Raw genomic sequence first — 23,216 nt, 5'->3', positions numbered from 1 at the left:
GTGTTAATTGCTTTAGTTTACATAAGTCTCTAATTAGTAAAAAAAGTAAAGTAGAGTTATACTACAAAACTGACTCTCATTGGAATTCTTATGGCGCTTTTATTGGTTATAGAGAGATAATGAAAAAAATAAATAATGAAAAACAAGTTAAAGTAGAAACTATAAACAATTACACAATAACAAAAAACAAAAACTTTAATGGAGGTTTATCAAGAATGTTATTCTCTAATAAACTAGAAGATAGCCTTGTATTTAAAAGAAAAAAAGAATTCGCCATTAAAACAATTAAAAACAATTTCACTTTTAAGCATTTTAAAAATCCTAATGGAATTGGCAAATTATTAATCTATAGGGATTCTTTCACTGATAATTTACTTCCTTTTTTAAACAATACATTTAAAGAAGTTATTTCTATTAAAGGCCATAATTTAGATAAAGATCTAATAGACTCTTTTAAACCAGATGTAGTTATACTTGAAAAAATTGAACGAAATTTAGAAAATTTAACTAAAATGAAATCGCCTTTAAACTTTTAGCTTAAAGGCGATTTTTATTTTTTATTGTATCAACAAATACTAGACAACTCCTTGCGCTAACATTGCATCTGCAACCTTAACAAAACCTGCAATATTTGCACCTTTTACGTAATCTACAGAACCATCATTAGTCTTACCATATTCAACACAAGATTCATGAATATCACTCATAATTTGTTTCAGTTTAGTGTCTACCTCTTCTCTAGTCCAGTTAAAACGTAAACTATTCTGACTCATTTCTAAACCAGATGTAGCAACACCACCAGCATTAGAAGCTTTTCCTGGAGCAAATAATACTTTTGCATCTTGTAAAACTTCAATTGCCTCAGGAGTTGTTGGCATATTTGCGCCTTCAGCAACAGCTTTAACTCCGTTTTTAACTAGACCTTTGGCTTCTTCTCCATTTAACTCATTTTGAGTTGCACACGGTAACGCTATATCACAAGCTTCACTCCATGGGCGTTTTCCTTCAAAATATTTAGCTGAACTATACTTTTTAATGTATTCACTAATCCTTCCTCTTTTAACATTTTTCAGTTCCATTACAAATGCTAATTTTTCTGCATCTATACCAGACTCATCTAAAATATATCCACCAGAATCAGATAAAGTAATTACCTTAGCTCCTAATTCAGTCGCTTTTTCACAAGCATATTGTGCAACATTACCAGACCCAGAAATCACTACTGTTTTCCCATCAAAAGAGTCATTTTTAGTAGCTAACATATTTTTTGCGAAATACACACATCCATAACCTGTAGCTTCTGGTCTAATCAAAGAACCTCCATAAGATAAACCTTTACCAGTTAACACTCCGGTAAACTCATTTCTTAAACGCTTATATTGACCAAACATATAACCAATCTCTCTTCCTCCAACACCAATATCTCCAGCTGGAACATCTGTATTTGCACCAATATGCCTAGATAACTCACTCATAAAAGATTGACAGAAGCGCATAACTTCATTATCACTCTTTCCTTTAGGGTTAAAATCACTTCCTCCTTTTCCTCCACCCATAGGTAAAGTTGTTAAAGAATTTTTAAAGACTTGCTCAAAGCCTAAAAACTTAAGAATACTTAAATTTACAGAAGGATGAAAACGTAAACCACCTTTATATGGTCCTATAGCTGAATTAAACTCTACTCTAAAGGCTCGGTTTACCTGAGTATTTCCAGCATCATCGATCCAAGGAACTCTGAATATAATAGTGCGTTCTGGCTCTACCATACGCTCTAATAACATCTTATCTTTGTATTGAGGATTATCTTCAATAAAAGGTATTACTGTTTCTGCAACCTCATGAACCGCTTGCATAAATTCTGGTTCATTTGCGTTTCTTTCTTTTACACTATTTATAAAAGTTTCAATTTTATGTTCCATAAAAACTATTTATGTTATTACTATTTTGATTAAAAAATATATTACAAATATACATTATCTATAAAATTACACCTCTTTTTTTATATATTTTGAATTAGAAATTTTTAAAAGGCTAAAAATTAACAGATATCTTAAGTTTTGTTTGTTTGCTTGGAGGGTTTTTATATATTTGTTAACTTACAAGTAGCCTCTAAACAATTAATTATGCTTAAATTTAAATACTTAATAACTGCTTTATTAACATTTTTAGCGTTTCAGCTAGGGTTTTCTCAACTAGGATTCTCTCACGAAATTGGAGTTATTACTGGTCCAGTCGCTTTTCAATCTGATTTTGGTGAACGTAAAGATTTAGAAACTAATAAAGGTAATACAGGTATTGGAATAGGGTTGGTGCATTATATTAATTTTGCTTACAGGGCAGATTGTAATTGTTATACTGCAGACAATTATTTTAATGACCATTTTAAATTACGATCAGAGATTTCTTGGAATAAAACAAAACTAAATCATTTTGGAGAATGGGTAAAAGATTCTAGAACATCTTCTGATGCTTTTAAACTTAGAGCACACGAAGGAGAAGCTACTAATTTAGATATTGGTATGCAATTAGAATATTTCCCATTAAGTATTAGGGCTTTTCAATCTTTCTCTCCAAAGTTTGCTCCTTTTGTTAGTCTTGGAGCACACTATGTATCTTATAACCCTAAAGTAAGTACTAGTTATGTTAGCACAGGTGTACCTAATGATGTTGGAAATATTGAAGATGAAAATAATTTCTATAGCTTTTGGGAAAAAGGATCTGTCTCTGCAGAATCTGGATCTACCTGGTCTGTTGTAGCAAGTGTTGGAACACGTTATAAGATAAATGTTCTTGCAGACATAATGATTGATTTAAGATGGCAATATTATTTTAGTGATGATGTAGATGGATTAAACCATCAATTAGAATCAAATAAAAATAATGATTGGTTAGTTTGGTTAAACTTTGGATATATTTATTATTTAGATTAAAAAAGCATACAGCTTTAATATATTTTAAAAGTACTGCAAAATGCAGTACTTTTTTTGTCATAGCCTTACATCTATCTTCGTTAAGAAATCCATATACTATTCCATAAAAAAAGGAATTAGAGCTTAAATCTAATTCCTTTTTTTATGTGTTTAAATCTTAACTAATAGTTAATAAGCACGTTCTTTATTTCCTTCAAAGAAATTAATAAAAGCTCTATTTACAACTCTGTTTCCTCCATCTGTTGGATAATTACCCGTAAAATACCAATCTCCTAAATCGTTTGGACAAGCTATATGCAGATTACTAACCGGTTGAAAAATAATCTTAACCTCTGCTTTTACGCTTTCATGTGTTAATAATTCAGAAATTTTAGCAGAGATTTGCTTGTCTGTAAATGGTGCATAAATTTCTTGCACATAATTAACAACTTCGGAATCTTTTAAGTCAACTTGTGTTAGACATTTATTATAGACTTCTTCCACTAAATCAAATTTACCAGTATCTTTTAATAATGCCAAAGCAGCCTGAAAAGCCACTAAACTTTCCAAGTTAGCCATATCTATACCATAACAATCTGGATACCTAATTTGAGGAGCAGAAGACACAACTACAATACTTTTTGGATGTAAACGATCCATCATTTTAATAATACTTTTCTTTAAAGTAGTTCCACGAACAATACTATCGTCTATTATAACCAAATTATCTGTTGGTTTAATAACACCATAAGTAACATCGTAAACATGCGCAACTAAATCATCTCTACTACTATCTTCCGTAATAAATGTTCTTAACTTAACATCTTTAATTGCAATTTTTTCAATTCTAGGTCTTTCGCTTAAAATATCTATAACTTCTTGCTTAGACAATTCACCATTTCCAGCAATAATGTCCTGAGTTTTACGCTCATTCAGGTGTTCTTCTACAGACTCAATCATTCCAAAGAATGATGTTTCTGCTGTATTAGGTATATATGAAAACACTGAGTTTTTAGTATCAAAATTAATAGCTTCCAAAACTTCAGGCATAAGTAATTTCCCTAATTCTTTACGCTCTTGATAAATTTCGGCATCACTTCCTCTAGAAAAATAAATACGCTCGAAAGAACAGGATTTTCGTTCTAGCGGTTCTAAAATCCTTTCTATAGAAACTTCGCCTGACTTCTTTGTAATAATAGCACAACCAGGTTCTAATTCTTTTACCTGATCAAAATCTAAGTTAAAAACCGTTTGAATTACAGGTCTTTCTGATGCTACAACAACAACTTCATCATCTTTATAATAATATGTAGGTCTAATTCCTGCTGGATCTCTTAAAACAAAAGAATCTCCATGACCTAAAAGTCCTGCCATAGCATATCCACCATCCCAGTTTTTTGCTGCCTTTTTTAAAATTTTAACTAAATTTATACGCTCTGCGATTAATGGTGATGATTCAATTTTATTGTAACCTTCTTTTTTTAATTTCTTATAAATTTTAGTTACAGATGCATCTAAGAAGTGACCTATTTTCTCCATTATAGTAATGGTATCCGTGTATTCTTTTGGATGTTGTCCTAAATCAACTAAGTTTCCAAATAGATCTTTAACATTTGTCATATTAAAGTTACCAGCCAATATTAAGTTACGATGCATCCAATTATTCTGACGTAAAAATGGGTGTACACTTTCTACACTATTTTTTCCAAAAGTTCCATAACGTACGTGACCTAAAAAAACTTCGCCTATATAAGGAATGTTCTTTTTTTGAGCTGCAACATCATCTGCATATTCTGGATGATTGGTTAACTCCTCATTAATACGTTCGTTAATTTGAGCAAAAATATCTTGAATAGGTTGTTGCGCTATAGACCTAACACGACTAATATACCTTTCCCCAGGCTTTGTGTCTAATTTAATACTTGCAAATCCAGCACCATCTTGACCACGATTATGCTGTTTCTCCATTAACAAATACATTTTATTTACTCCATAAAAAGCACTACCATACTTTTTTTTATAAAATTCTAAAGGTTTAAGTAATCTAATTTGGGCAATTCCACATTCGTGTTTTAAAGCATCACTCATATTGTTATAGTTATAAAAGTTATGGTCGTATTTAAATTATATATAATAAAAAAGCGCTCAAAATTTTGAGCGCTTTTTGTTATTTCAATTCTATATCAAATTGTGTTAATTCTTTAAATTGTTGAAGTCGTGTTTTAACTTCTTCTGGTTTTAAACTTAGCATTCGTTCTGTTCCAAATTTTTCAACACAAAAAGAAGCAAGAGTTGAACCATAAATTACAGCGTTTTTCATATTCTCGAAAGAAATGTTTCCTGACTTAGCTAAATAACCTGCAAATCCTCCTGCAAAAGTATCTCCTGCTCCTGTTGGATCAAAAACCTCTGCTAAAGGTAAGGCTGGTGCATAAAACATATCATTATTATGAAAAAGTAATGCGCCATGTTCTCCTTTTTTAATAACCACATATTTTGGTCCCATCTCGTGGATTTTCTTTGCGGCATTAACTAAAGAATACTCACCAGATAATTGTCTTGCTTCTTCGTCGTTAATTGTAATAACATCTATTTTAGATATTACTTTCTTTAAATCGTCTAAAGCAATATTCATCCAAAAATCCATTGTATCTAAAATAGTCAACTTAGGTTTTTTAGTCATTTGTTCTAAAACACCTAATTGCACTAATGGATGTAAATTTCCTAACATTACAATTTCGGCATCTCTATAGGCTACAGGAACAACTGGATTAAAAGTTTCTAACACATTTAATTCTGTAACTAAAGTATCTCGAGAATTCATATCGTTATGATATTTTCCAGACCAAAAAAATGTTTTTCCGTCTTTAACAATTTCAACACCATCTATATTTACATTTCTATCCGTAAGTAAATCTAAATATTCTTGAGGAAAATCTCCTCCGACTACTGAAACAGCTGCAGAATCCACGTTAAACTGAGAGGCAGATAAACCAATGTAAGTTGCTGCTCCTCCAAGAATTTTATCTGTTTTGCCAAAAGGTGTTTCAATTGCGTCAAAAGCTACAGTTCCAACAATAACTAATTTACTCATAATTCTATTTTGAAATGAATTGCAAATTTACATAATTTTTTTAGGTTTGAAAGATTTGTTTTATACATATCCAAAAGAATAAACTTTAATATTATTTTCTTCCAAAATCTGCTGGAATTTCTCCCCAAGCTTTAGTTTCCCACTTTACTATAGTTGTAGTATACGTATTAGTTTTAAGCCAAACTTCTGCACGATCCACCAAATCAAAAACAGATTTGTTTTTTTCGTTTCTTTCTAATTTAGTGTTACACTTCTTTTTTCTAATCCAACTCATAGCAGTTCTAGAATCAGTATAAATCAAGCGTTCACTCTTGTGTTTTTTAAGAAAACTTAATCCATGAACTAAAGCTAAAAACTCGCCTACATTATTAGTACCTTGAGCAAAAGGACCTTGAATAAAAAGCTGTTGTTTACTTTTAGTGTCTACACCTCTATATTCCATAACCCCAGGGTTTCCACTAGAAGCAGCATCAACAGATATAGAATTATAGTTAGGTTTACCAATTTTTTTTAGTTGTTCTGGAGTTAGTTCTGTTTTAAAATTATCTTTTTTTCCTACATAATCAAAATAATTACCTTTAAAAGCTTCTTCAGCAGCCTCTTTAGATACAAAAGATTTGTATTGTGCTCCACTAAAATCTTTAATGAGTTTTTTACACACGTTCCAAGATTCAAAAACACCAGTTTTGTGTCCTTGCCAAATCACATAATACTTTTTTTTACTCTTACTCATTTATCTATAGTTGAAGAATCTAATTCTAATAAAACTAATTTTAGTTTAATAACTTCTCTACTACTTCCGGAAAGTGTTTCATTTCTAATTTATGAATTTTTGCTGCAACATCATCAGGTACATCAGTTATTTCAACTTTACAGGTTGCCTGAAAAATAATAGCACCTTCATCATAATTTTCATTAACATAATGTATAGTAATTCCGGTTTTCGTTTCTTTTTGATTTATAACAGCTTTATGAACATTCATTCCGTACATACCTTTTCCTCCAAACTTTGGCAACAATGCAGGATGTAAATTAATTACACTTTTGGGAAACTCTTTCAATATGACTTCTGGGAATTTCCATAAAAACCCAGCTAATATAATAAGATCTGGGTTTTCAGCTTTTAAGACATTAAGTATTACATCTGAATCAAAAAAAGCAGGTTTATTAAAGGACAACGCAGGTGTTTTAAGTACTTTACAGCGACCCAAAACTTTGGCATAAGGATTGTTTGTAATAACAAGAGTAACATTAGCATTTTCACTGTTTTGAAAAAACTTTATTAAATTTTCAGCGTTAGATCCACTTCCGGATGCAAAAATCACAATTCGTTTCATATACAGCCAATAGGTTAGGTTTACACAACAAAAAAAAGAATAATAATTACAATTTCGACGCAAAAATCCAATTATTTAAATAAAAAGAATTAAATTTAATTACACATTTTCAATCTAAATGTGTGTTTTAAATGAAAGTTTTATATTTTTGCGACTTAATTAAAACTTAAAATTAAAAATTATGTCAGACATTGCATCAAGAGTTAAAGCGATAATCGTAGACAAATTAGGCGTTGACGAAAACGAAGTAGTAACTGAAGCTAGCTTCACTAACGACTTAGGAGCAGACTCATTAGATACTGTGGAATTAATTATGGAATTTGAAAAAGAATTCGATATCCAAATTCCAGACGACCAAGCAGAGAACATTGCTACAGTTGGTCAAGCTGTTTCTTATATTGAAGCTGCAAAATAATTAAACACATTTATGGAACTTAAGCGCGTAGTAGTAACAGGATTAGGAGCTCTAACACCTATTGGGAATACCAAAGATGAGTATTGGAATGCTTTACTTGAAGGTAAAAGTGGCGCCGCACCTATTACGTATTTTGACACTGAACACTTTAAGACAAAATTTGCTTGCGAGCTTAAGGACTTTAACGTGACTGATTTCATTAATAGGAAAGACGCACGTAAAATGGACAGGTTTACACAGTACGCAATGGTCGCATCTGATGAGGCTATTGCGGACTCTAAACTGGATTTAGACAAAATCAACAAATTAAGAGTTGGTGTTATTTGGGGTGCTGGAATTGGTGGTTTAGAAACATTTCAAAATGAAATGATAAACTATTGTGAAGGAAATGGTGCACCTAGATTTAACCCTTTCTTTATTCCTAAAATGATAGCAGATATTGCTCCTGGAAACATTTCTATTAAGAATGGTTTTATGGGACCAAATTACACTACTGTTTCTGCTTGTGCATCTTCAGCTAACGCTATGATAGATGCTTTAAACTATATTAGATTAGGACATTGTGATGTTATTGTTACGGGTGGAAGCGAAGCTGCAGTAACTATTTCTGGTATGGGTGGATTTAATGCTATGCATGCATTATCTACTAATAATGAAGATCCTCAAGGAGCTTCAAAACCATTTGATGCAAATCGTGATGGATTTGTATTAGGTGAAGGCGCTGGTGCTATAGTATTAGAAAGCTATGAACACGCAAAAGCAAGAGGCGCTAAAATTTATGCAGAACTAGTTGGTGGCGGATTATCTTCCGATGCACACCATATGACAGCACCACATCCTGAAGGAATTGGTGTTATGGCTGTAATGCGTAATTGTTTAGAAAATGCAGGATTAAAACCAGAAGATGTAGACCATATTAATACACATGGAACTTCTACGCCTTTAGGAGATGTTGCTGAACTAAAAGCAATTACTGAAATTTTTGGTGATCATGCTAAAAACATCAATATTAACTCAACCAAGTCTATGACTGGTCACTTGTTAGGTGCTGCTGGTGCTATAGAAGCTATTGCTTCTATTTTAGCAATGCAAAACGGTATTGTGCCTCCAACAATAAACCACAAAACTGCTGACGAGAATATTGATTCTAGTTTAAACTTAACATTAAACAAACCTCAAAAAAGAGACATTAAAGTCGCTATGAGTAACACCTTTGGTTTTGGTGGACATAACGCTTGTGTTGTTTTCAAGAAATTAGATTAATTCCGAATGTCTATCATTCGAAACATACTTAAACTCCAGTCCTCTAAAAAAGACAGGGAATTTACTGTATCTATAACCCAACTTATAGGATTTAAACCAAAAAAAATAAAACCTTACAAAACGGCTTTTACACACAGATCTTTAAATCTAAGGAACGAAAAAGGTCATTCTGTTAATTACGAACGCTTAGAGTTTTTAGGAGATGCTATGTTAAGTGCTGTTATTGCAGATCATTTATACAAAGAAGTTCCTAGTGGAGATGAAGGTTACTTAACTAAAATGCGTTCTAAAATTGTAAGTCGTGAACATTTAAATGAGTTAGGTGAGGCTCTAAATTTAGTAAACTTAATTCAAAGTAAAATACCTAAAACACAATTTGGACGCAATATACATGGAAATCTATTTGAAGCTTTAGTTGGATCTATTTTCTTAGATAGAGGCTACAAACAATGTGAGAAATTTATTTATAAAACTATAATTATTCCGCACGTAGACATCCCAAAATTAGAAGGAAAAGTTATTAGTTATAAGAGCTTACTTATAGAATGGTGCCAAAAAGAGAAAAAAACATTTACTTATAATGTTTATGACGATACTGGCATTGATGAATTAAGACATTTTGCTGTGAAATTATTAATCAACGAAAAAGTTGTCGCAAAAGCAAGAGCGACTTCTAAGAAAAAGGCTGAAGAAAAAGCTTCAAAACGTGCTTTTTTTGTACTTCAAAAAGAAATAGAAGCTTAGTTATTTTTTTAACACTTAATTCTTTCATAATAAATTATAGTTAAGAAACACCTCACTTCATTAATAAAATCGTTTTAAATCATATATTTACAATTAATTAGTACAATATGGCGATTCTTAAATTAAGTTTAGAAGATTTATTTGAACACGAAGAATTTACACTAATTGCTATTCATTGTGATTTAGAACAATATAGGATTGCGTATTTACTTAATAAGCATCTAAAGACAGTACTTAAAAGAGAATATATAGATGTAGTAGACATTAAACAAAATACAAATTATGCGTTATTTGAATATCTTGATATAAATGCAGATATTATCTATAATTTAGTAGCGAATCATTGTAAGATTTCTACAGAAAAAACAATCCATTCAACTAATTTATTTTCGAAAGAAAAAAACAATAGCGAAACAACATATTACTTAATTCCTGAACAAAAAAAAGTGACATATTTTTTAAAAATAAACACAGTACTTACAAGTGCAAAAACTCAGGTAATTTTAAATAAAATATTAGAAATACCACAAGTTATTACCGCATACTATTTAAATGCAGAAAACTTAAAATCAAAAAATAATTTAATATTTCACTAATGTTAAAAAGTAAAAAAACTAAAATAGTTGCAACTCTAGGACCTGCAACAAGCGATAAAAGTGTACTAAAAGCAATGTGTGATGAAGGCGTTAATGTCTTTAGAATAAATTTTTCACATGCGGATTATACAGATGTGGAAGAACGTGTAAAAATGATTCGTGAATTAAACGATGAATTTGGCTATAACGTTTCTATTTTAGGCGATTTACAAGGTCCTAAATTACGTGTTGGCGTAATGAAAAACGAAGTTATAGTAAACGAAGGTGACGAAATTATTTTTGCTACAGGAAAACGTTTTGAAGGCACAAAAAAACGTGTTTATATGACTTACGATAAGTTTCCTCAAGATTCTAAAAAAGGTGAACGTATTCTTTTAGATGACGGAAAATTACATTTCGAAGTGGTTTCATCTAACCAAAAAGACGAAGTTGTAGCTCGCGTTATTCAAGGTGGACCTTTAAAATCTAAAAAAGGTGTAAACCTTCCTAATACCAACATTTCTCAACCTGCTTTAACAGAAAAAGATATTGACGATGCTATTTTCGCATGTCAAATTGGTGTAGATTGGATGGCATTATCATTTGTACGTCATGCAGAAGATCTAATCCAATTACAAGAATTAATTAAAAAACATAGTGAACATAAAATTCCAATTATAGCTAAAATAGAAAAGCCTGAAGCAGTTACAAACATAGATAAAATTGTAGCTTATTGCGATGGTTTAATGGTAGCTCGTGGAGATCTTGGTGTAGAAATTCCAGCAGAAGAAGTACCATTGGTACAAAAACAATTAGTACTTAAAGCAAAGCAAGCGCGTATTCCTGTAATTATTGCTACACAAATGATGGAAACAATGATTACTAGCTTAACACCAACGCGTGCAGAAGTAAACGATGTTGCAAACTCTGTAATGGATGGAGCAGATGCAGTAATGCTTTCTGGAGAAACAAGTGTTGGAAAATATCCAGTACAAGTAATCCGACAAATGGCAAACATAATTCGTAGCGTAGAAGATTCGGATTTAATTAACGTACCTCATGATCCACCAACTATTAGAACAAAGCGCTATATAACAAAATCTATTTGTTATCATGCCGCTTTAATGGCAAACGAAATTGATGCCGCAGGAATTTCAACATTAACAAATTCAGGTTATACTGCGTTTCAAATTTCAGCATGGAGACCTAAATCTCATATTTTAGTGTTTACATCTAACAAACGTATTTTAACGCAATTAAGCCTACTTTGGGGCGTAAAAGCATTCTTTTACGACAAGTTTGTAAGTACAGATGAGACTATAGAAGATGTAAATAAAATGGCTACTGAATTAGGCTATTTAAAGAAAGGAGATATGCTAGTAAGCTTAGCAGCTATGCCAATACAAGAAAAAGGAATGGTAAACACATTAAGAGTTTCAGAAATATAACTTTGTATGGCGTTACTTGATTCTAAACTTAATTCAGTAAACTAGCTACATTACAAAACGCTTTAATTATTTAGTTAATTGAGGCGTTTTTTAATTTAAAATGAACTTTTTTAAGATAAACAGTAGTAAAATTTACAATTATTTTGTTTATTTAACTACTACTTAAACCCAAATCCAAATGTCTACTACAATTCAACATATAGAAAAAGAAGAAATTAAAGCCTTAAACTTCCCAAAAGAAGAAGTTTTAAAGACAAAAGCAGAACAAGAAGCTAGAGCTGTAATTTTAAAACGTGCTTTATCTTTAGGGAACTTAGAACAGGTTAAAGTTAAAATAATATTTCAAGATAGTATTAATGTAAAAAGTGTAGAAACTACTATTTGGGGTTTAACGACAACTGGCGTGATTTTAAAAGAATCTACTGTGGTTCCTTTAAATAGAATTCTAGAAGTTTTAGAGAAATAACTAAAACTTAAACTCTAACTGAACACTTATAGGTTTTTCAATCTTAGGTGTTTTTTTCTTTTCGGTATTTAGATTAGATATAGAAATTCCTAAAAGACGTACAGAGTTACTCATTTTTTCTTGATACAATAAATCTTTTGCGGTTTCAAGAATAATAGCATCATCACTAATAAAATAAGGTAATGTTTTACTTCTTGTTTGTAGCGTAAAATCGCTATACTTAATTTTAAGTGTTATTGTTTTTCCTGCTACGTTACTTTTTTTTAATCGTCTTGAGACTTCTTCTGCAATTTGCTTTAAACGTTCTAACATAAAAATTTCAGACGACAAATTCTCATTAAATGTACGTTCTGCTGCTAAAGATTTTCTAATTCTGTTTGGTTTCACTTCGCTATTATGAATTCCTCTTACAATGTGATAATAGTAGTTGCCAGATTTTCCAAAATTACTCTGTAAATACTCTAAAGTTTTTCTTTTTAAATCCAAACCTGTATAAATTCCTTTTTGATACATTTTTTCGGCAGTAACTTTACCGATACCATAAAACTTTCTGATATCTAAAGCTTCTAAGAATTCTAAAACCTCTTCAGGATTAACCGTTTTTTGTCCGTTAGGTTTGTTATAATCACTAGCTACTTTAGCTATGAATTTATTAATACTAATTCCTGCCGATGCAGAAATGCCAACTTCATTTAAAATACGCGTTCTAATTTCTTCGGCTAATAAAGATGCACTTGGATTTCCTTTTTTGTTTTCGGTAACATCTAAATAGGCTTCGTCTAAAGATAACGGTTCTACTAGATCTGTATAATCGTTAAAAATACGCCTAACTTGTTTGGATATTTCCTTGTATCTGTCATAACGTGGTTTTACAAAAATAAGTTCAGGACATAGACGTTTTGCTAAAGCACCAGAAATTGCACTTCTAACACCAAATTTGCGCGCTTCGTAACTTGCAGCACTAACAACACCTCTGGTTTCACTGCCGCCAACAGCTAATGGTTTTCCAATAAGACCTGGATTATCCATTTGTTCTACAGATGCATAAAATGCATCCATATCTACATGAATAATTTTTCTAATTGGAAATGTATCTGACATAATTTGTAAGGCAAAACTAAATATTAAAACCTGAAGCAAATAAAATTACTTATATTATATTTACTTAAGTAAGTTACACTAATAAACTATGGGTTTAAAATATTTTATTGCATTAATTATAATAGCGGTTGGAAGTTATATTTATGCTTCAAACAAAGCACTTACAACGTTAGCTATTATTTTAAAGCCTTTAGCTACTCTATTAGTTATCTTAATTCCACTAATATATTCAAAAACTCAAACCAAGTATAAAACACATATTATATTTGGTTTGATTTTCTGCTTAATTGGCGATGTATTATTGCTATTTAATTCTATGTTTATATTTGGATTAATTGCATTTCTAATTGGACATTTAATTTTTATTAAAGGATTTATTTTAAAAGAAGGATTCTTAGTTAATTATAAATCGTTAGCCATATTAATTTTATACGCTTGCGGTTTCTTCTGGTTTATTAAAAATGATTTAGGCGACTTACTAATTCCTGTTATTTTTTATATGACTTGCATCCTACTTATGGCTTGGCAAGGCATAAATTTATTCCTATCTAAATCAGATTATTTTTCCAAGTTAATAATTATTGCTGTTTGCTTGTTTGTTTTGTCTGATACTATTTTGGCTATAAATAAATTTAAAAACACATTACCTTTTGCCAACGAATTAATTGGAATTACTTATTGGTCTGCTATAACATTAATAGGTTTGTCTACAACACACTTTACACATCGAAATGCAAGAAATAGAACGTAAATTTTTAGTAAAAACTTCCGATTATAAATCTGAAGCTTTTAAACAAACCAGAATTACTCAAGGATTTCTTAACACACATCCAGAACGCACAGTTAGAGTAAGAATTAAAGGAAATACTGGTTTTATAACCGTAAAAGGAAAATCTAACCAAAGTGGAACGTCTCGTTTTGAATGGGAAAAGGAAATACCTTTAAATGAGGCTGAAGAATTACTACAACTTTGCGAAACTGGCGTAATAGACAAAACACGTTACGAAGTAAAAAACGGACATCATATTTTTGAAATCGATGAATTTTACGGAGATAACGAAGATTTAATTGTTGCTGAAGTAGAGTTGAATAATGAAAATGAAGCCTTTTCAAAACCCAATTGGCTTGGAGAAGAAGTAACTGGAAATATTAAATACTATAATTCACAGCTAAGTAAGAAACCTTTTAAGGATTGGTAGGTTTATTTTAATTAAAATCTAATTTTATATTTTCACAATCTAACTCAGGATTAAACAATTTTATTTTCCAATTAGGATCATAAGCTTGCTTCATATAAGCATCTATCACAGTATTGTATGAGTTGATTTTATCAATTAATTCTTTTGAAATTTCACAACCTAATTTGTGTATTTTTAAGCTATATTTTTTTAATATTATAGCCTCACAGGCATAATCGTTTAATTCACCATAAACAATCCAATACATTTTTGTGTTATAATGAATATCATTTATAGCCGATGCTTTTGAAATTTCTTGCCCATCAGGAAGTTTCAATTCTTGTGCCTTACTATTAAACATAAATAATATTAGTAATATAAAAAGTGCTTTTTGTAAATCCATTATTTATTATTTTAACTTACTCACTAACCTCAAACTCTCTTAAAATCTCATTTCCCTTTTCGTCTATAACGGTTACCAAATGAGTTCCTTTTTTAGGCTGAATTGCTATTTCGTGTATAGATTTAGTGGTTTTTATATACTGATTATCAATATACCAAAACAATTTTTTTTCTGGTGTATTACAAGCTACTTTAAGAACTAAATCTTTAATCACCTCATCCAAACCTTTAGGTAAATAAACCACGCTGTTTTTCTTTGGATAAATAAACTGCATATTCGGTTGGCTTTCAGAAATACAATCGTTTCTAAAAGGCGGCATATCTTTATAAAACGGATTTTTGGACTTATAATAATACGCCATCAACGCAGGTAATTCAAACCAAGATGTAGACGTCATATTCTGTAAAGTTTCGCAAGAAGAATTAACTTGATACAATCCAGATTGATCTAAGTGTATTTGTTTATGATATTTACAAGGTGCTAATTTTAATCCAGATGTTGGAATAAATTCTTTTACCGTTTCATTACATAAATCGGTTGCTCTGGATCCGCTTTTTTTACAAATTGAAACTTCTGTCATATCATCAAAAGGCTTACTAAACCAACTACTTTTTGGTAAAGCATCAAATACATCAAACAATAATGGCGCAGCGGCTTGTACACCAACTAATCCTGGTCTTCCTTCGCCATCTGCATTTCCAACCCAAACACCAACTATATAATCTTTGGTGCTTCCAATTGCCCAAGCATCTTTAAAACCATAACTGGTTCCTGTTTTCCACGCAATTTGCTTAGAATCATCAAAAAACGACCAATTTTCGTCTTCTTCAGGTCTATTAACTTCTTTTAAACTATCAAACGTTAAATACGTTGCTGCTGCTCCAAAAATGGTTTTACTATGCGTTAAATCGCCAAAATTAACCTTGTAATTAGCAAACAAGTTTGGTTCAGAAAACTCCTTGGTATAATACTGACTAGAAAATTCATTATAATGATTTATTGTCCCAGCAAAACCTGCATAACTTTTGGTTAAATCCCATAAATTACTTTCTGCTCCACCAAGAATTAGAGTTAATCCATAATGATTTGCATTTCTATCTATATCCTTCAATTTTAAAGCCTTTAAATAATGGTAGAATCTATCCAATCCAAAATCTTGAAGCATTTTTACACTAGGAATATTTAAAGAACGAGACAAAGCTTTTTTTGCAGGAACTGCGCCATCAAAAGTTTTGTTATAGTTTTGAGGTGTATAATTCCCAAATTGAGTTGGTACATCTGGAATTAACATGTTTGGTAACAACTCGCCCGCATCTATTTGTGCAGCATATAAAAATGGTTTTAAAACGCTTCCAGTACTTCTACCTTTTGTAATAATGTCCACATCTTTTTGATGTTGTTTTGTGGTTGGTGTATTTCCAATATAGGCTAAAACATTTCGTGTTTTTACATCTAAAACAATAACTGCAGCATTATAAATTTCATTTTGCTTTAAATTATTATAATGTGTTTTCACTAAATCATTTACTTGGTTTTGTAATCTTAAATCTAAAGTCGTTTGAATTTGCTCACCATTATTACTTAAACTTAAACGTTGCAATAAATGTGGCGCAATTTGAGGTAAAGCATAAGGTTTTTGAGGTAACGTTTCCTGAATAGCTAACTTATAAGTTAAATTGTCTATAAGCTCTGCTTCCATTAACTTTTTTAATAATCTATTACGTTTTTTTAATAATCGTTCCTGATTTTTTCCTGGAAAAATTAAACTTGGTGCATTAGGCAAAACTGCTAGTGTAGCACTTTCTGCCCAAGACAAATTTTTAGAATCTCTATTAAAATAACGCCAAGAAGCAGCTTCTAAGCCTACTACATTTCCACCAAAAGGCGCATTGTTAGTGTAAAACTTTAAAATGACCTCTTTAGAATACTTAACCTCAACACGAGTTGATAATATTAATTCTTTAATTTTTTCAAAATAGGTTCTGGGTTTGTTTTTTCGAGATAACCTTACTACTTGCTGCGTTAATGTACTTCCGCCTCTTTTAATTGAATTAGATTTTAAGTTTTGTTGAATTGCTTTAAAAATAGAAATAGGATTAAAACCTGGATGCTTATAAAAATATTCGTCTTCAAACTGAAGTAAACAAATTTTAAATTTCTCAGGAATTGTATCTGTTGCTGGAAAACGCCATTGGCCATCTTTTGCAATTTTTGCGCCTAATAACGTATTATTAGAACTTGTAATTACTGTAGATGTTGGATTATTAAATAACTCTTTTGGCAAACATAACGCATACCAAATTAAAGCTATAACTAATATTATAGCTTTAATTTTATGCTTTTTAAGGTATGTTATTAGGTTTTGCATAAGTATTTTAATTTCAAATGAAACCTCTCGACTGTGCTCGAGGAGACATTCTAGTAACTTCATAATTATATATTATCTTAGTGCTGTCTGGTCGAGCGCAGTCGAGACCTCAAGATATAATTAACAATTCAAACCTATTTCACTACTTCAATCCATTGTCCTTTATTCCTTACTAAAAAGTCATTGTCATACATTGCTTCAGCTTGTAGTCCAGGTAAGTAATATGTTCCTAAATACGATGCATTAAGCATAACATTAAATGTTTTTGATCTACTATTTCCTGTTCCTAAGTCAAAATAGAAATTTACACGATCGTCTCTAATATCTGTATAATCTGCCTTACTTGTGGTTGTACTTCCAAAAGACGTAAATCTAGTGTTTACAATATCCCAACCAGATGGAAACAATTGTGTTAATGCAACATCATTAACGTTATAATTTTTCTGATTAGTAATAGTTACACTTGCTATAAAGTCTTGTCCTTGCATCAACTTAGAAATATCAATCCTGTTTCCTTTTAAATCTTTATAAACTATTGAAGCAGATAAACCGCGTTGTTCAGTAAGTTCTTCGCCTAAAGGTAATTTTCCTGAATTTAACACACGAACAAAAACGATATTGTCTTTATTATTTTTAAGCTGAAGTGAGTTCTCGCCATCATTCACTTTTAAAACACGTTGAGCAATAGCATTTTTAGTAGAAATAGTTTCGGATTTCCCATTAATTGTAAACGATACATCTAAAGCTTTTCCTCCATTAGCATTTACCATTTTTGCCATAGACATTAAGCAATATGCAGTAGTTTGTGTACTCATCCATCTATTACTAGATAAATCTTTAGCCAATTCTTTAGCTAATTCTCTAGTTCTACTGTCTTTAGTAATTACCATAGTTTCTAGAGCCATAGCTTTGTTTCTATCGCGAGAGCCATAGGTGTAATAATTATACTTTGGTGCTTTAAAATTAATTGAAGCTGTATTTATAATAGCTTGACTTGCTTCTTTCTGACTTGCCAACGCATAAGCTGCTGCTAAACGCCATTTTGCCGTATTAGAAATTTCTTTAAATTCTCTTAATCTATTCATTGCTGCCAATTCTGGTTGTCCAGCTAAAGCTAATGTATAAAGTCTGTAAGCTTGAGCAACATCACTTCTGTATTGGTTATAACTTGGTCGCCAATTACGAGCAGCATCTTTTTGGTAACGCAACCAATTACTCTTAAAAGTAAGCGGTAAAACATAGCCTTTTTTCTCAGCTTCTATTAAAAAATGACCAGCATAACTTGTTCCCCAATCGTTAGCTGTGTTTTGACCAATCCAGTAACTTAATCCGCCATTTGGTTGTTGAAAATTTCCTAAACGTTTGATTCCTTTTTTAATGTTTTCTGTAATTTCCTGCCTCTTATTGTAATCAATATCAAAAATATCGGTTAAATATAATTGAGGGAAAACTGAAGATGTTGTTTGTTCTACACAACCATGCGGATACTGAATTAAGTATTCCATACGTTTACTAAAATTCATTGGTGGCAAAGTAGAAAACTCAACCGTTGCAGAGTTTGTTCCATCAACACCAAACGTATTAAAATTAGATATTTGATTTGCGTTTGCTTCTAACTCAACATCTATAGCTTTAGATGTGATTGGGTTAGCATTTATAACATCTATTTCTACTTTATATGATGCTTTTTCGCCATTTCCTTTAGCGATAACCTCAATAGTATTAAAACCTTTTGCTTTGCTGACATCTAAATTAAAATATGTCATTTTCTCGTCTGGATTAGAAAAAGTAATACGTTGTGTATTTTCTCCAACAACTTTAATTCCGTTGCTTAATTTTAAGCTTACCGTTACACTTTTAACGTGTTTTTCCATAGCAAAAAGCGTAACAGGTAATGTTACTTTCTCGCCAGGACTTAACTTACGTGGTAAACTGGCTAAAACCATTAAAGGTTTTTTTACAGATGTTGTTTTATCTACTTTACCATAAGCTTCTGTGTTTTCGTCTCCAGCAATAACCATAGTTCTAACTGAGCCTACATAATTTGGTAATTTAATTTTATGTGATTTTGTATCACCTTTGTCAATTGTAAAAGGTCCTAAAAATCGAACTACAGGTTTAAATCTGTTTGCCTTTTTATTCTTTCCTTTTTCTAAATTGCCATCTCCACCAATAGCAAATACTTGCTCTATACTTCCAGAATAAGCTCCAATAACCTCATCGAACATATCCCAAGTTTTTACACCTAAAGCTTCACGCGTGTAAAATGCATCCCAAGGATTTGGTGTTTTAAATCGTGTTAAATCTAATAAACCTTCTTCAACTAAAGCAATAGTGTAAGTCATAGCTTTATTGTTTTTTTCTGAAACCTTAACCGTAAATTCTTGTTCTGGTTCTAAAGAGTTTGGCATATCTAAAACAGGTTCCAAAATGGTGTTTTTATCTTGAACCATTAATGGAATAAGTCCGTACATACGTAGTGGCAAATCGTTTGCAGTAGATGCGTGCGGTTGCAACAACGAAATATTTACAAACACATTTGGCGCCATTTCTTTAGTTATAGGAATTTTAACTTGTGTCTCGCCTTTAGAAGACTCAACCCATTGATAATCTAAAACCTCGCTTCCGTTTTCTACACTTACTAAAGCACGACCATTTGTTCCTGATGGAAATGTAACTGTTGCTGTTTCGCCAACATTATAATTGTCCTTATCTGCTGAAAATACTAACATTTTAGCAGCTTCTTTATCTCCACCAGATTGACGTTTCCACCAATTTTTGTAGAAATATGTTGTTTTTCCTGTAGCGTGACCACTTTTTGGATCTCTAACACGAATTAAATAGCGTCCGCCTTCATCATCTGGAACATTAATTTTAAATGATGCTTTTCCGTTAGGGTTTGTAGAAACCTTAGCATCCATATAAGGTTTATGAAATGTACTTGATGTATATTTTGATAAATTATCTCGTGAAGAGTTCCACCACCATCGCCATTCTATCTTATAAACTTTAACTTCTAAATTGTTGCGTTTTATTGGTTTTCCATCTTTATCTACAGTAGCTATGTCAAACGTATGACTTTGGTCTGTATCAAAAGAACCATACACTTTTTCTTTAGGAGATTTTAATCCTACAAAACTTTCATAAGGTGCATAAGGCATTGTAAAAGCATCTATAGAAAAGTCGCCTCCATTCTCAAATGCTCTAACTAAAAACTGAGCATTTAACATTCCTGGTGCGTTTTTACCAATTTTAAGTGGATTATTAATTGCTATGTTTCCTTCTTCATTAACTTTAGCATCTAAAAGTGTCAATTCTTCTGTGTTAAAACGCTTAGTTGGATCGTTAAAAACATAATTTTTATAGTTCTTAAATCCTGAATTATTAACGCTAAACTTCGCTTTAACTTCTGTTCTTAGATTTTTTGCTGGCGCTCCATGTAACCAATTAACTTGAAGTGTTCCTTTTGCCGGTTTTGAAGTACTAAGGACATCATCTTCAAAATTAATTTTAAGCTTTAATCTATTTGGTTTTACGGTTTCAACTTTTAAAGTTTTATAAAATTTAGCGCCACCAACACTTACTTTAGCTGACCAGTTTCCAGTTTTATCGTCTGGATTTGTGGGAATTGTAAATGCATAAACATGATTTAAGTGATTAGTTGTAATCTGTTTATTAACTAATTTTCCAGTAGCGTCTGTAACTTCTAATTTTACAGGATGATTATCTGGTAATGGATTTGCAATATCATTTAGCATAAACGTAAAAAAAACACTATCTCCTGGACGCCAAACGCCACGTTCCGTATATAAAAATCCTTTTAACCCTTTTTGAAGTGTTGCTCCAGAAACATCAAACTTACTTAGAGATAAACTATTTCCGTCGTTGAGTTTAAGGTACGTGGTGTTTTTTCCTTTTGAAATTATTGCGAATGATGCATACTTAGGTGAGTTTAGAACTACAAAACCATCGGCATTTGTAGTAGTAGAGATTAACTCTTGCTTTTGGTAATTATATAAAGTGACTTTTGCATCGGATTCTGGTTGTGTATTTAAAATATTAGAGACCGCAAAATGATATGTATTATCTGATCCACGTTTTACAATAACTCCAAGGTTTGATGCAATTAAATTTTGAGAAACAATACGATTTCTATTATAGTAAGCTTCATGACAAGGATTATCTCTTTCTCTCCAATTATAAGGGTAATCTTTATAATTGTACGTTAGATTATCCCAATAAGCTTCTTCTCGTTCTTCATCGTTAGCATTTTGTAAATCAATGTCATTTTCTTGGTAATCGTCGTAGTAATAATCGTCTTCGTAATAGTCATCGTCATTAGAGTTATTATTTGTGGTAGCTACATCACAATTAAATAGCGCATATTCTTTTTTGTATTCTAATTCTACACGATAAATAGCTCCTTTTTCTGCCTGAAAAAAGTTAGCTAAATCTATACTGTAATTTTTAAATTTTCCGGTATTGTCAAAATCATTCTCTATTAAAGTAATGGTTTGCTTGGCGACACGTCTTCCAACTTGACGAATACTGTTGCTATTATTTGAATTTAAACTATTATTTTGTAAAAATTGTAAAACATTATTTTGATACACTTTAATTACTCTAACATCTACCTTTTTTAAATTTACGGCTTCAAAATTAAAATTCAGTTTTTCAGAATTTGGTAAAAACACACCAGAAGTCACCAATCTAACTTGTGGTTTCAAATCTTGAAATGCAATAGTTTCAGAAAAAGAAGTTTTTAATTTATAGCCATCTGTATTTTTAATTCCTTGGAATACATCAACTAATAAATTACCAGACAACTTATTATTTGGATATACTTTTAGAACATTTCCATCTACTACATATTTAGCCGATTTACTTTTTTGGATATTAACTAAACCATCAAAATTCTGCTCCTTTTTTAAAGGATCAGAAAAATTAATACTTAAATACTGCTCTGGTTGTTGTAAAACCTCAACATTAATAATCTTAAAATTGTTTTTCCCAGGAATTGCAATTGTATTTTCACCTTTATTATCTGCATTTATAGCACTTCCATTCCATTTTACATTAATTTCAGAATCGTTAATTTCTCTTTTAATACTATCTATTTTAAATTCAAAATAAGTTGCTAAGTCATTAGATTCATTCCATTCAATTTTTAAATCATTATTGTTTTGTGAAGCTGATATTAATTCTTTGGCTTGATTTGGAGATATAACATCTACAGATTTTAATTCACCTAACAAATATTGCCATTCACGAGAATATGATTGCAAATTTTTAGTGTTAATAGAAAAATTAGGTTTTTTTGTTTTAAACTTAAATACGTACTCAGACAAGTCACTTTCAATTTTTGGAAACATTTTATCCAAGAGTAATGTCACTGTATATTCTGTATCTGCTTTAAACGTTGTGTTTGGAGTAAATAAAAACGAGTTATCGTTTTTAGCAGTTATTATCCCGCCTACTTTAGGTAAAATAGAAATTAAGTTAAGATCTAAAGGTTTATCCGCATCCCAACCTTTTACCGGCTTTGCTAAACTAACTTGAATAGGATTAACTACAGATTGTAATCCAGTTGTAGTGTAGCTTACATATTCTCGATATTTAAAGATATTATCTTGTGGCTCTTGACTCTCTTTTTTACAAGAAAAACTAAATACACAAATTAGAATTAGTGTTAAAATAGATTTAAATTTCATAGAAATAGATGGTTTTTAATTAATGACTATAATTTAAGTTACGTTCAGAATTAAATTATAGATGTAGGTAATGCATTAAAATTACATTTTTTTCATTAATTATAAGCTAGAAATACATAATATAACTCAGAATTTTATTAAACCAATATGCATCTTACAAGAAGTATAATTATTAGTATATTTGCATAAAATTTTAATAAAACT

19 protein-coding genes are annotated in these 23,216 nt (G+C 30.9%); 10 read left to right on the top strand and 9 right to left on the bottom strand.

Annotation, left to right across the window (positions count from 1 at the left end; all coding sequences use genetic code 11):
* Window positions 1–536: hypothetical protein (locus ACFDSN_RS00195; protein WP_375237794.1), on the top strand; the 536-nt coding region annotated here is incomplete at its 5' end.
* Between the two features lie 39 nt (window positions 537–575).
* Here ACFDSN_RS00195 and gdhA read toward each other — a convergent pair.
* On the bottom strand, window positions 576–1,919 hold the full coding sequence (gdhA, locus tag ACFDSN_RS00190) for an NADP-specific glutamate dehydrogenase (RefSeq protein WP_375237793.1): 1,344 nt from the start codon (window positions 1,917–1,919) through the stop codon (window positions 576–578).
* Window positions 1,920–2,123: 204 nt separating this feature from the next.
* On the opposite strand from gdhA, the gene ACFDSN_RS00185 reads away from it, so the two are divergent.
* On the top strand, window positions 2,124–2,930 hold the full coding sequence (locus ACFDSN_RS00185) for a glutamate dehydrogenase (RefSeq protein ID WP_375237792.1): 807 nt from the start codon (window positions 2,124–2,126) through the stop codon (window positions 2,928–2,930).
* 168 nt (window positions 2,931–3,098) lie between these two features.
* On the opposite strand, the gene ACFDSN_RS00180 is transcribed toward ACFDSN_RS00185, so the two are convergent.
* The 4 genes from ACFDSN_RS00180 to ACFDSN_RS00165 all read right to left on the bottom strand — a co-directional run bounded on the left by ACFDSN_RS00180 (window position 3,099) and on the right by ACFDSN_RS00165 (window position 7,340).
* Window positions 3,099–4,997 carry an amidophosphoribosyltransferase gene (locus tag ACFDSN_RS00180; protein ID WP_375237791.1) on the bottom strand — a complete coding sequence of 633 codons (1,899 nt, stop codon included), beginning with the start codon at window positions 4,995–4,997 and terminating at the stop codon, window positions 3,099–3,101.
* A 79-nt stretch (window positions 4,998–5,076) separates the two neighbouring features.
* Window positions 5,077–6,003: a PfkB family carbohydrate kinase gene (locus tag ACFDSN_RS00175; RefSeq protein ID WP_375237790.1), complete on the bottom strand. Its 927-nt coding sequence runs from the start codon at window positions 6,001–6,003 to the stop codon at window positions 5,077–5,079.
* Window positions 6,004–6,094: 91 nt separating this feature from the next.
* Window positions 6,095–6,736: a viroplasmin family protein gene (locus ACFDSN_RS00170; protein WP_375237789.1), complete on the bottom strand. Its 642-nt coding sequence runs from the start codon at window positions 6,734–6,736 to the stop codon at window positions 6,095–6,097.
* Window positions 6,737–6,776: 40 nt separating this feature from the next.
* Window positions 6,777–7,340, bottom strand: coding sequence for a phosphoribosylglycinamide formyltransferase (locus tag ACFDSN_RS00165; protein ID WP_375237788.1), 564 nt, complete (start codon window positions 7,338–7,340; stop codon window positions 6,777–6,779).
* Window positions 7,341–7,521: 181 nt separating this feature from the next.
* Between ACFDSN_RS00165 and ACFDSN_RS00160 the strand changes: the two genes are divergently transcribed.
* The 6 genes from ACFDSN_RS00160 (at window position 7,522) to ACFDSN_RS00135 (ending at window position 12,251) form a co-directional block, all read left to right on the top strand.
* Window positions 7,522–7,755 (top strand): acyl carrier protein, encoded by a 234-nt coding sequence (locus ACFDSN_RS00160; protein WP_013869581.1) that lies wholly within the window; start codon window positions 7,522–7,524, stop codon window positions 7,753–7,755.
* A gap of 12 nt (window positions 7,756–7,767) precedes the next feature.
* Entirely contained in the window at window positions 7,768–9,018 is a 1,251-nt protein-coding gene (fabF, locus tag ACFDSN_RS00155; protein ID WP_375237787.1) for a beta-ketoacyl-ACP synthase II, read from the top strand.
* 6 nt (window positions 9,019–9,024) lie between these two features.
* Window positions 9,025–9,762, top strand: coding sequence for a ribonuclease III (gene rnc, locus ACFDSN_RS00150; RefSeq protein WP_375237786.1), 738 nt, complete (start codon window positions 9,025–9,027; stop codon window positions 9,760–9,762).
* Between the two features lie 107 nt (window positions 9,763–9,869).
* Window positions 9,870–10,358 (top strand): IPExxxVDY family protein, encoded by a 489-nt coding sequence (locus ACFDSN_RS00145; protein ID WP_375237785.1) that lies wholly within the window; start codon window positions 9,870–9,872, stop codon window positions 10,356–10,358.
* Window positions 10,358–11,785, top strand: coding sequence for a pyruvate kinase (gene pyk, locus ACFDSN_RS00140; RefSeq protein ID WP_375237784.1), 1,428 nt, complete (start codon window positions 10,358–10,360; stop codon window positions 11,783–11,785). The genes ACFDSN_RS00145 and pyk overlap by 1 nt, the downstream gene beginning before the upstream one ends.
* 178 nt (window positions 11,786–11,963) lie before the next feature.
* Window positions 11,964–12,251 carry a hypothetical protein gene (locus ACFDSN_RS00135; RefSeq protein WP_375237783.1) on the top strand — a complete coding sequence of 96 codons (288 nt, stop codon included), beginning with the start codon at window positions 11,964–11,966 and terminating at the stop codon, window positions 12,249–12,251.
* Here ACFDSN_RS00135 and dinB read toward each other — a convergent pair whose 3' ends face one another.
* On the bottom strand, window positions 12,252–13,352 hold the full coding sequence (gene dinB, locus ACFDSN_RS00130; protein ID WP_375237782.1) for a DNA polymerase IV: 1,101 nt from the start codon (window positions 13,350–13,352) through the stop codon (window positions 12,252–12,254).
* A gap of 88 nt (window positions 13,353–13,440) precedes the next feature.
* Between dinB and ACFDSN_RS00125 the strand changes: the two genes are divergently transcribed.
* Both ACFDSN_RS00125 and ACFDSN_RS00120 read left to right on the top strand, forming a co-directional pair.
* A complete protein-coding gene (locus tag ACFDSN_RS00125; RefSeq protein WP_375237781.1) occupies window positions 13,441–14,103 on the top strand; it encodes a lysoplasmalogenase in 663 nt (220 codons plus the stop codon).
* Window positions 14,084–14,551 (top strand): CYTH domain-containing protein, encoded by a 468-nt coding sequence (locus ACFDSN_RS00120; RefSeq protein ID WP_375237780.1) that lies wholly within the window; start codon window positions 14,084–14,086, stop codon window positions 14,549–14,551. The genes ACFDSN_RS00125 and ACFDSN_RS00120 overlap by 20 nt, the downstream gene beginning before the upstream one ends.
* Before the next feature lie 7 nt (window positions 14,552–14,558).
* Here ACFDSN_RS00120 and ACFDSN_RS00115 read toward each other — a convergent pair whose 3' ends face one another.
* From ACFDSN_RS00115 to ACFDSN_RS00105, 3 genes are all read right to left on the bottom strand, one after another.
* The gene (locus ACFDSN_RS00115; protein WP_375237779.1) at window positions 14,559–14,933 is read right to left on the bottom strand and encodes a hypothetical protein; all 375 of its coding nucleotides are present in this window, start codon (window positions 14,931–14,933) and stop codon (window positions 14,559–14,561) included.
* A gap of 16 nt (window positions 14,934–14,949) precedes the next feature.
* Window positions 14,950–17,301, bottom strand: a complete 2,352-nt coding sequence (gene pbpC / locus ACFDSN_RS00110) for a penicillin-binding protein 1C (RefSeq protein ID WP_375237778.1) — start codon at window positions 17,299–17,301, stop codon at window positions 14,950–14,952.
* Window positions 17,302–17,435: 134 nt separating this feature from the next.
* Window positions 17,436–23,012, bottom strand: a complete 5,577-nt coding sequence (locus ACFDSN_RS00105; RefSeq protein WP_375237777.1) for an alpha-2-macroglobulin — start codon at window positions 23,010–23,012, stop codon at window positions 17,436–17,438.
* Between the last annotated feature and the right edge of the window lie 204 nt (window positions 23,013–23,216).

Origin of the sequence: Aurantibacter sp., assembly GCF_042094015.1 — a bacterium.
Classification (GTDB): domain Bacteria; phylum Bacteroidota; class Bacteroidia; order Flavobacteriales; family Flavobacteriaceae; genus Aurantibacter.
This window is presented reverse-complemented; position numbering and strand designations above follow the sequence as displayed.

Coding starts and splice junctions, on each gene's coding strand:
- gdhA (WP_375237793.1), bottom strand. CDS start 1,919: ATGGAACATAAAATTGAAACTTTTATAAATAGTGTAAAAGAAAGAAAC.
- ACFDSN_RS00185 (WP_375237792.1), top strand. CDS start 2,124: ATGCTTAAATTTAAATACTTAATAACTGCTTTATTAACATTTTTAGCG.
- ACFDSN_RS00180 (WP_375237791.1), bottom strand. CDS start 4,997: ATGAGTGATGCTTTAAAACACGAATGTGGAATTGCCCAAATTAGATTA.
- ACFDSN_RS00175 (WP_375237790.1), bottom strand. CDS start 6,003: ATGAGTAAATTAGTTATTGTTGGAACTGTAGCTTTTGACGCAATTGAA.
- ACFDSN_RS00170 (WP_375237789.1), bottom strand. CDS start 6,736: ATGAGTAAGAGTAAAAAAAAGTATTATGTGATTTGGCAAGGACACAAA.
- ACFDSN_RS00165 (WP_375237788.1), bottom strand. CDS start 7,340: ATGAAACGAATTGTGATTTTTGCATCCGGAAGTGGATCTAACGCTGAA.
- ACFDSN_RS00160 (WP_013869581.1), top strand. CDS start 7,522: ATGTCAGACATTGCATCAAGAGTTAAAGCGATAATCGTAGACAAATTA.
- fabF (WP_375237787.1), top strand. CDS start 7,768: ATGGAACTTAAGCGCGTAGTAGTAACAGGATTAGGAGCTCTAACACCT.
- rnc (WP_375237786.1), top strand. CDS start 9,025: ATGTCTATCATTCGAAACATACTTAAACTCCAGTCCTCTAAAAAAGAC.
- ACFDSN_RS00145 (WP_375237785.1), top strand. CDS start 9,870: ATGGCGATTCTTAAATTAAGTTTAGAAGATTTATTTGAACACGAAGAA.
- pyk (WP_375237784.1), top strand. CDS start 10,358: ATGTTAAAAAGTAAAAAAACTAAAATAGTTGCAACTCTAGGACCTGCA.
- ACFDSN_RS00135 (WP_375237783.1), top strand. CDS start 11,964: ATGTCTACTACAATTCAACATATAGAAAAAGAAGAAATTAAAGCCTTA.
- dinB (WP_375237782.1), bottom strand. CDS start 13,352: ATGTCAGATACATTTCCAATTAGAAAAATTATTCATGTAGATATGGAT.
- ACFDSN_RS00125 (WP_375237781.1), top strand. CDS start 13,441: ATGGGTTTAAAATATTTTATTGCATTAATTATAATAGCGGTTGGAAGT.
- ACFDSN_RS00120 (WP_375237780.1), top strand. CDS start 14,084: ATGCAAGAAATAGAACGTAAATTTTTAGTAAAAACTTCCGATTATAAA.
- ACFDSN_RS00115 (WP_375237779.1), bottom strand. CDS start 14,933: ATGGATTTACAAAAAGCACTTTTTATATTACTAATATTATTTATGTTT.
- pbpC (WP_375237778.1), bottom strand. CDS start 17,301: ATGCAAAACCTAATAACATACCTTAAAAAGCATAAAATTAAAGCTATA.
- ACFDSN_RS00105 (WP_375237777.1), bottom strand. CDS start 23,012: ATGAAATTTAAATCTATTTTAACACTAATTCTAATTTGTGTATTTAGT.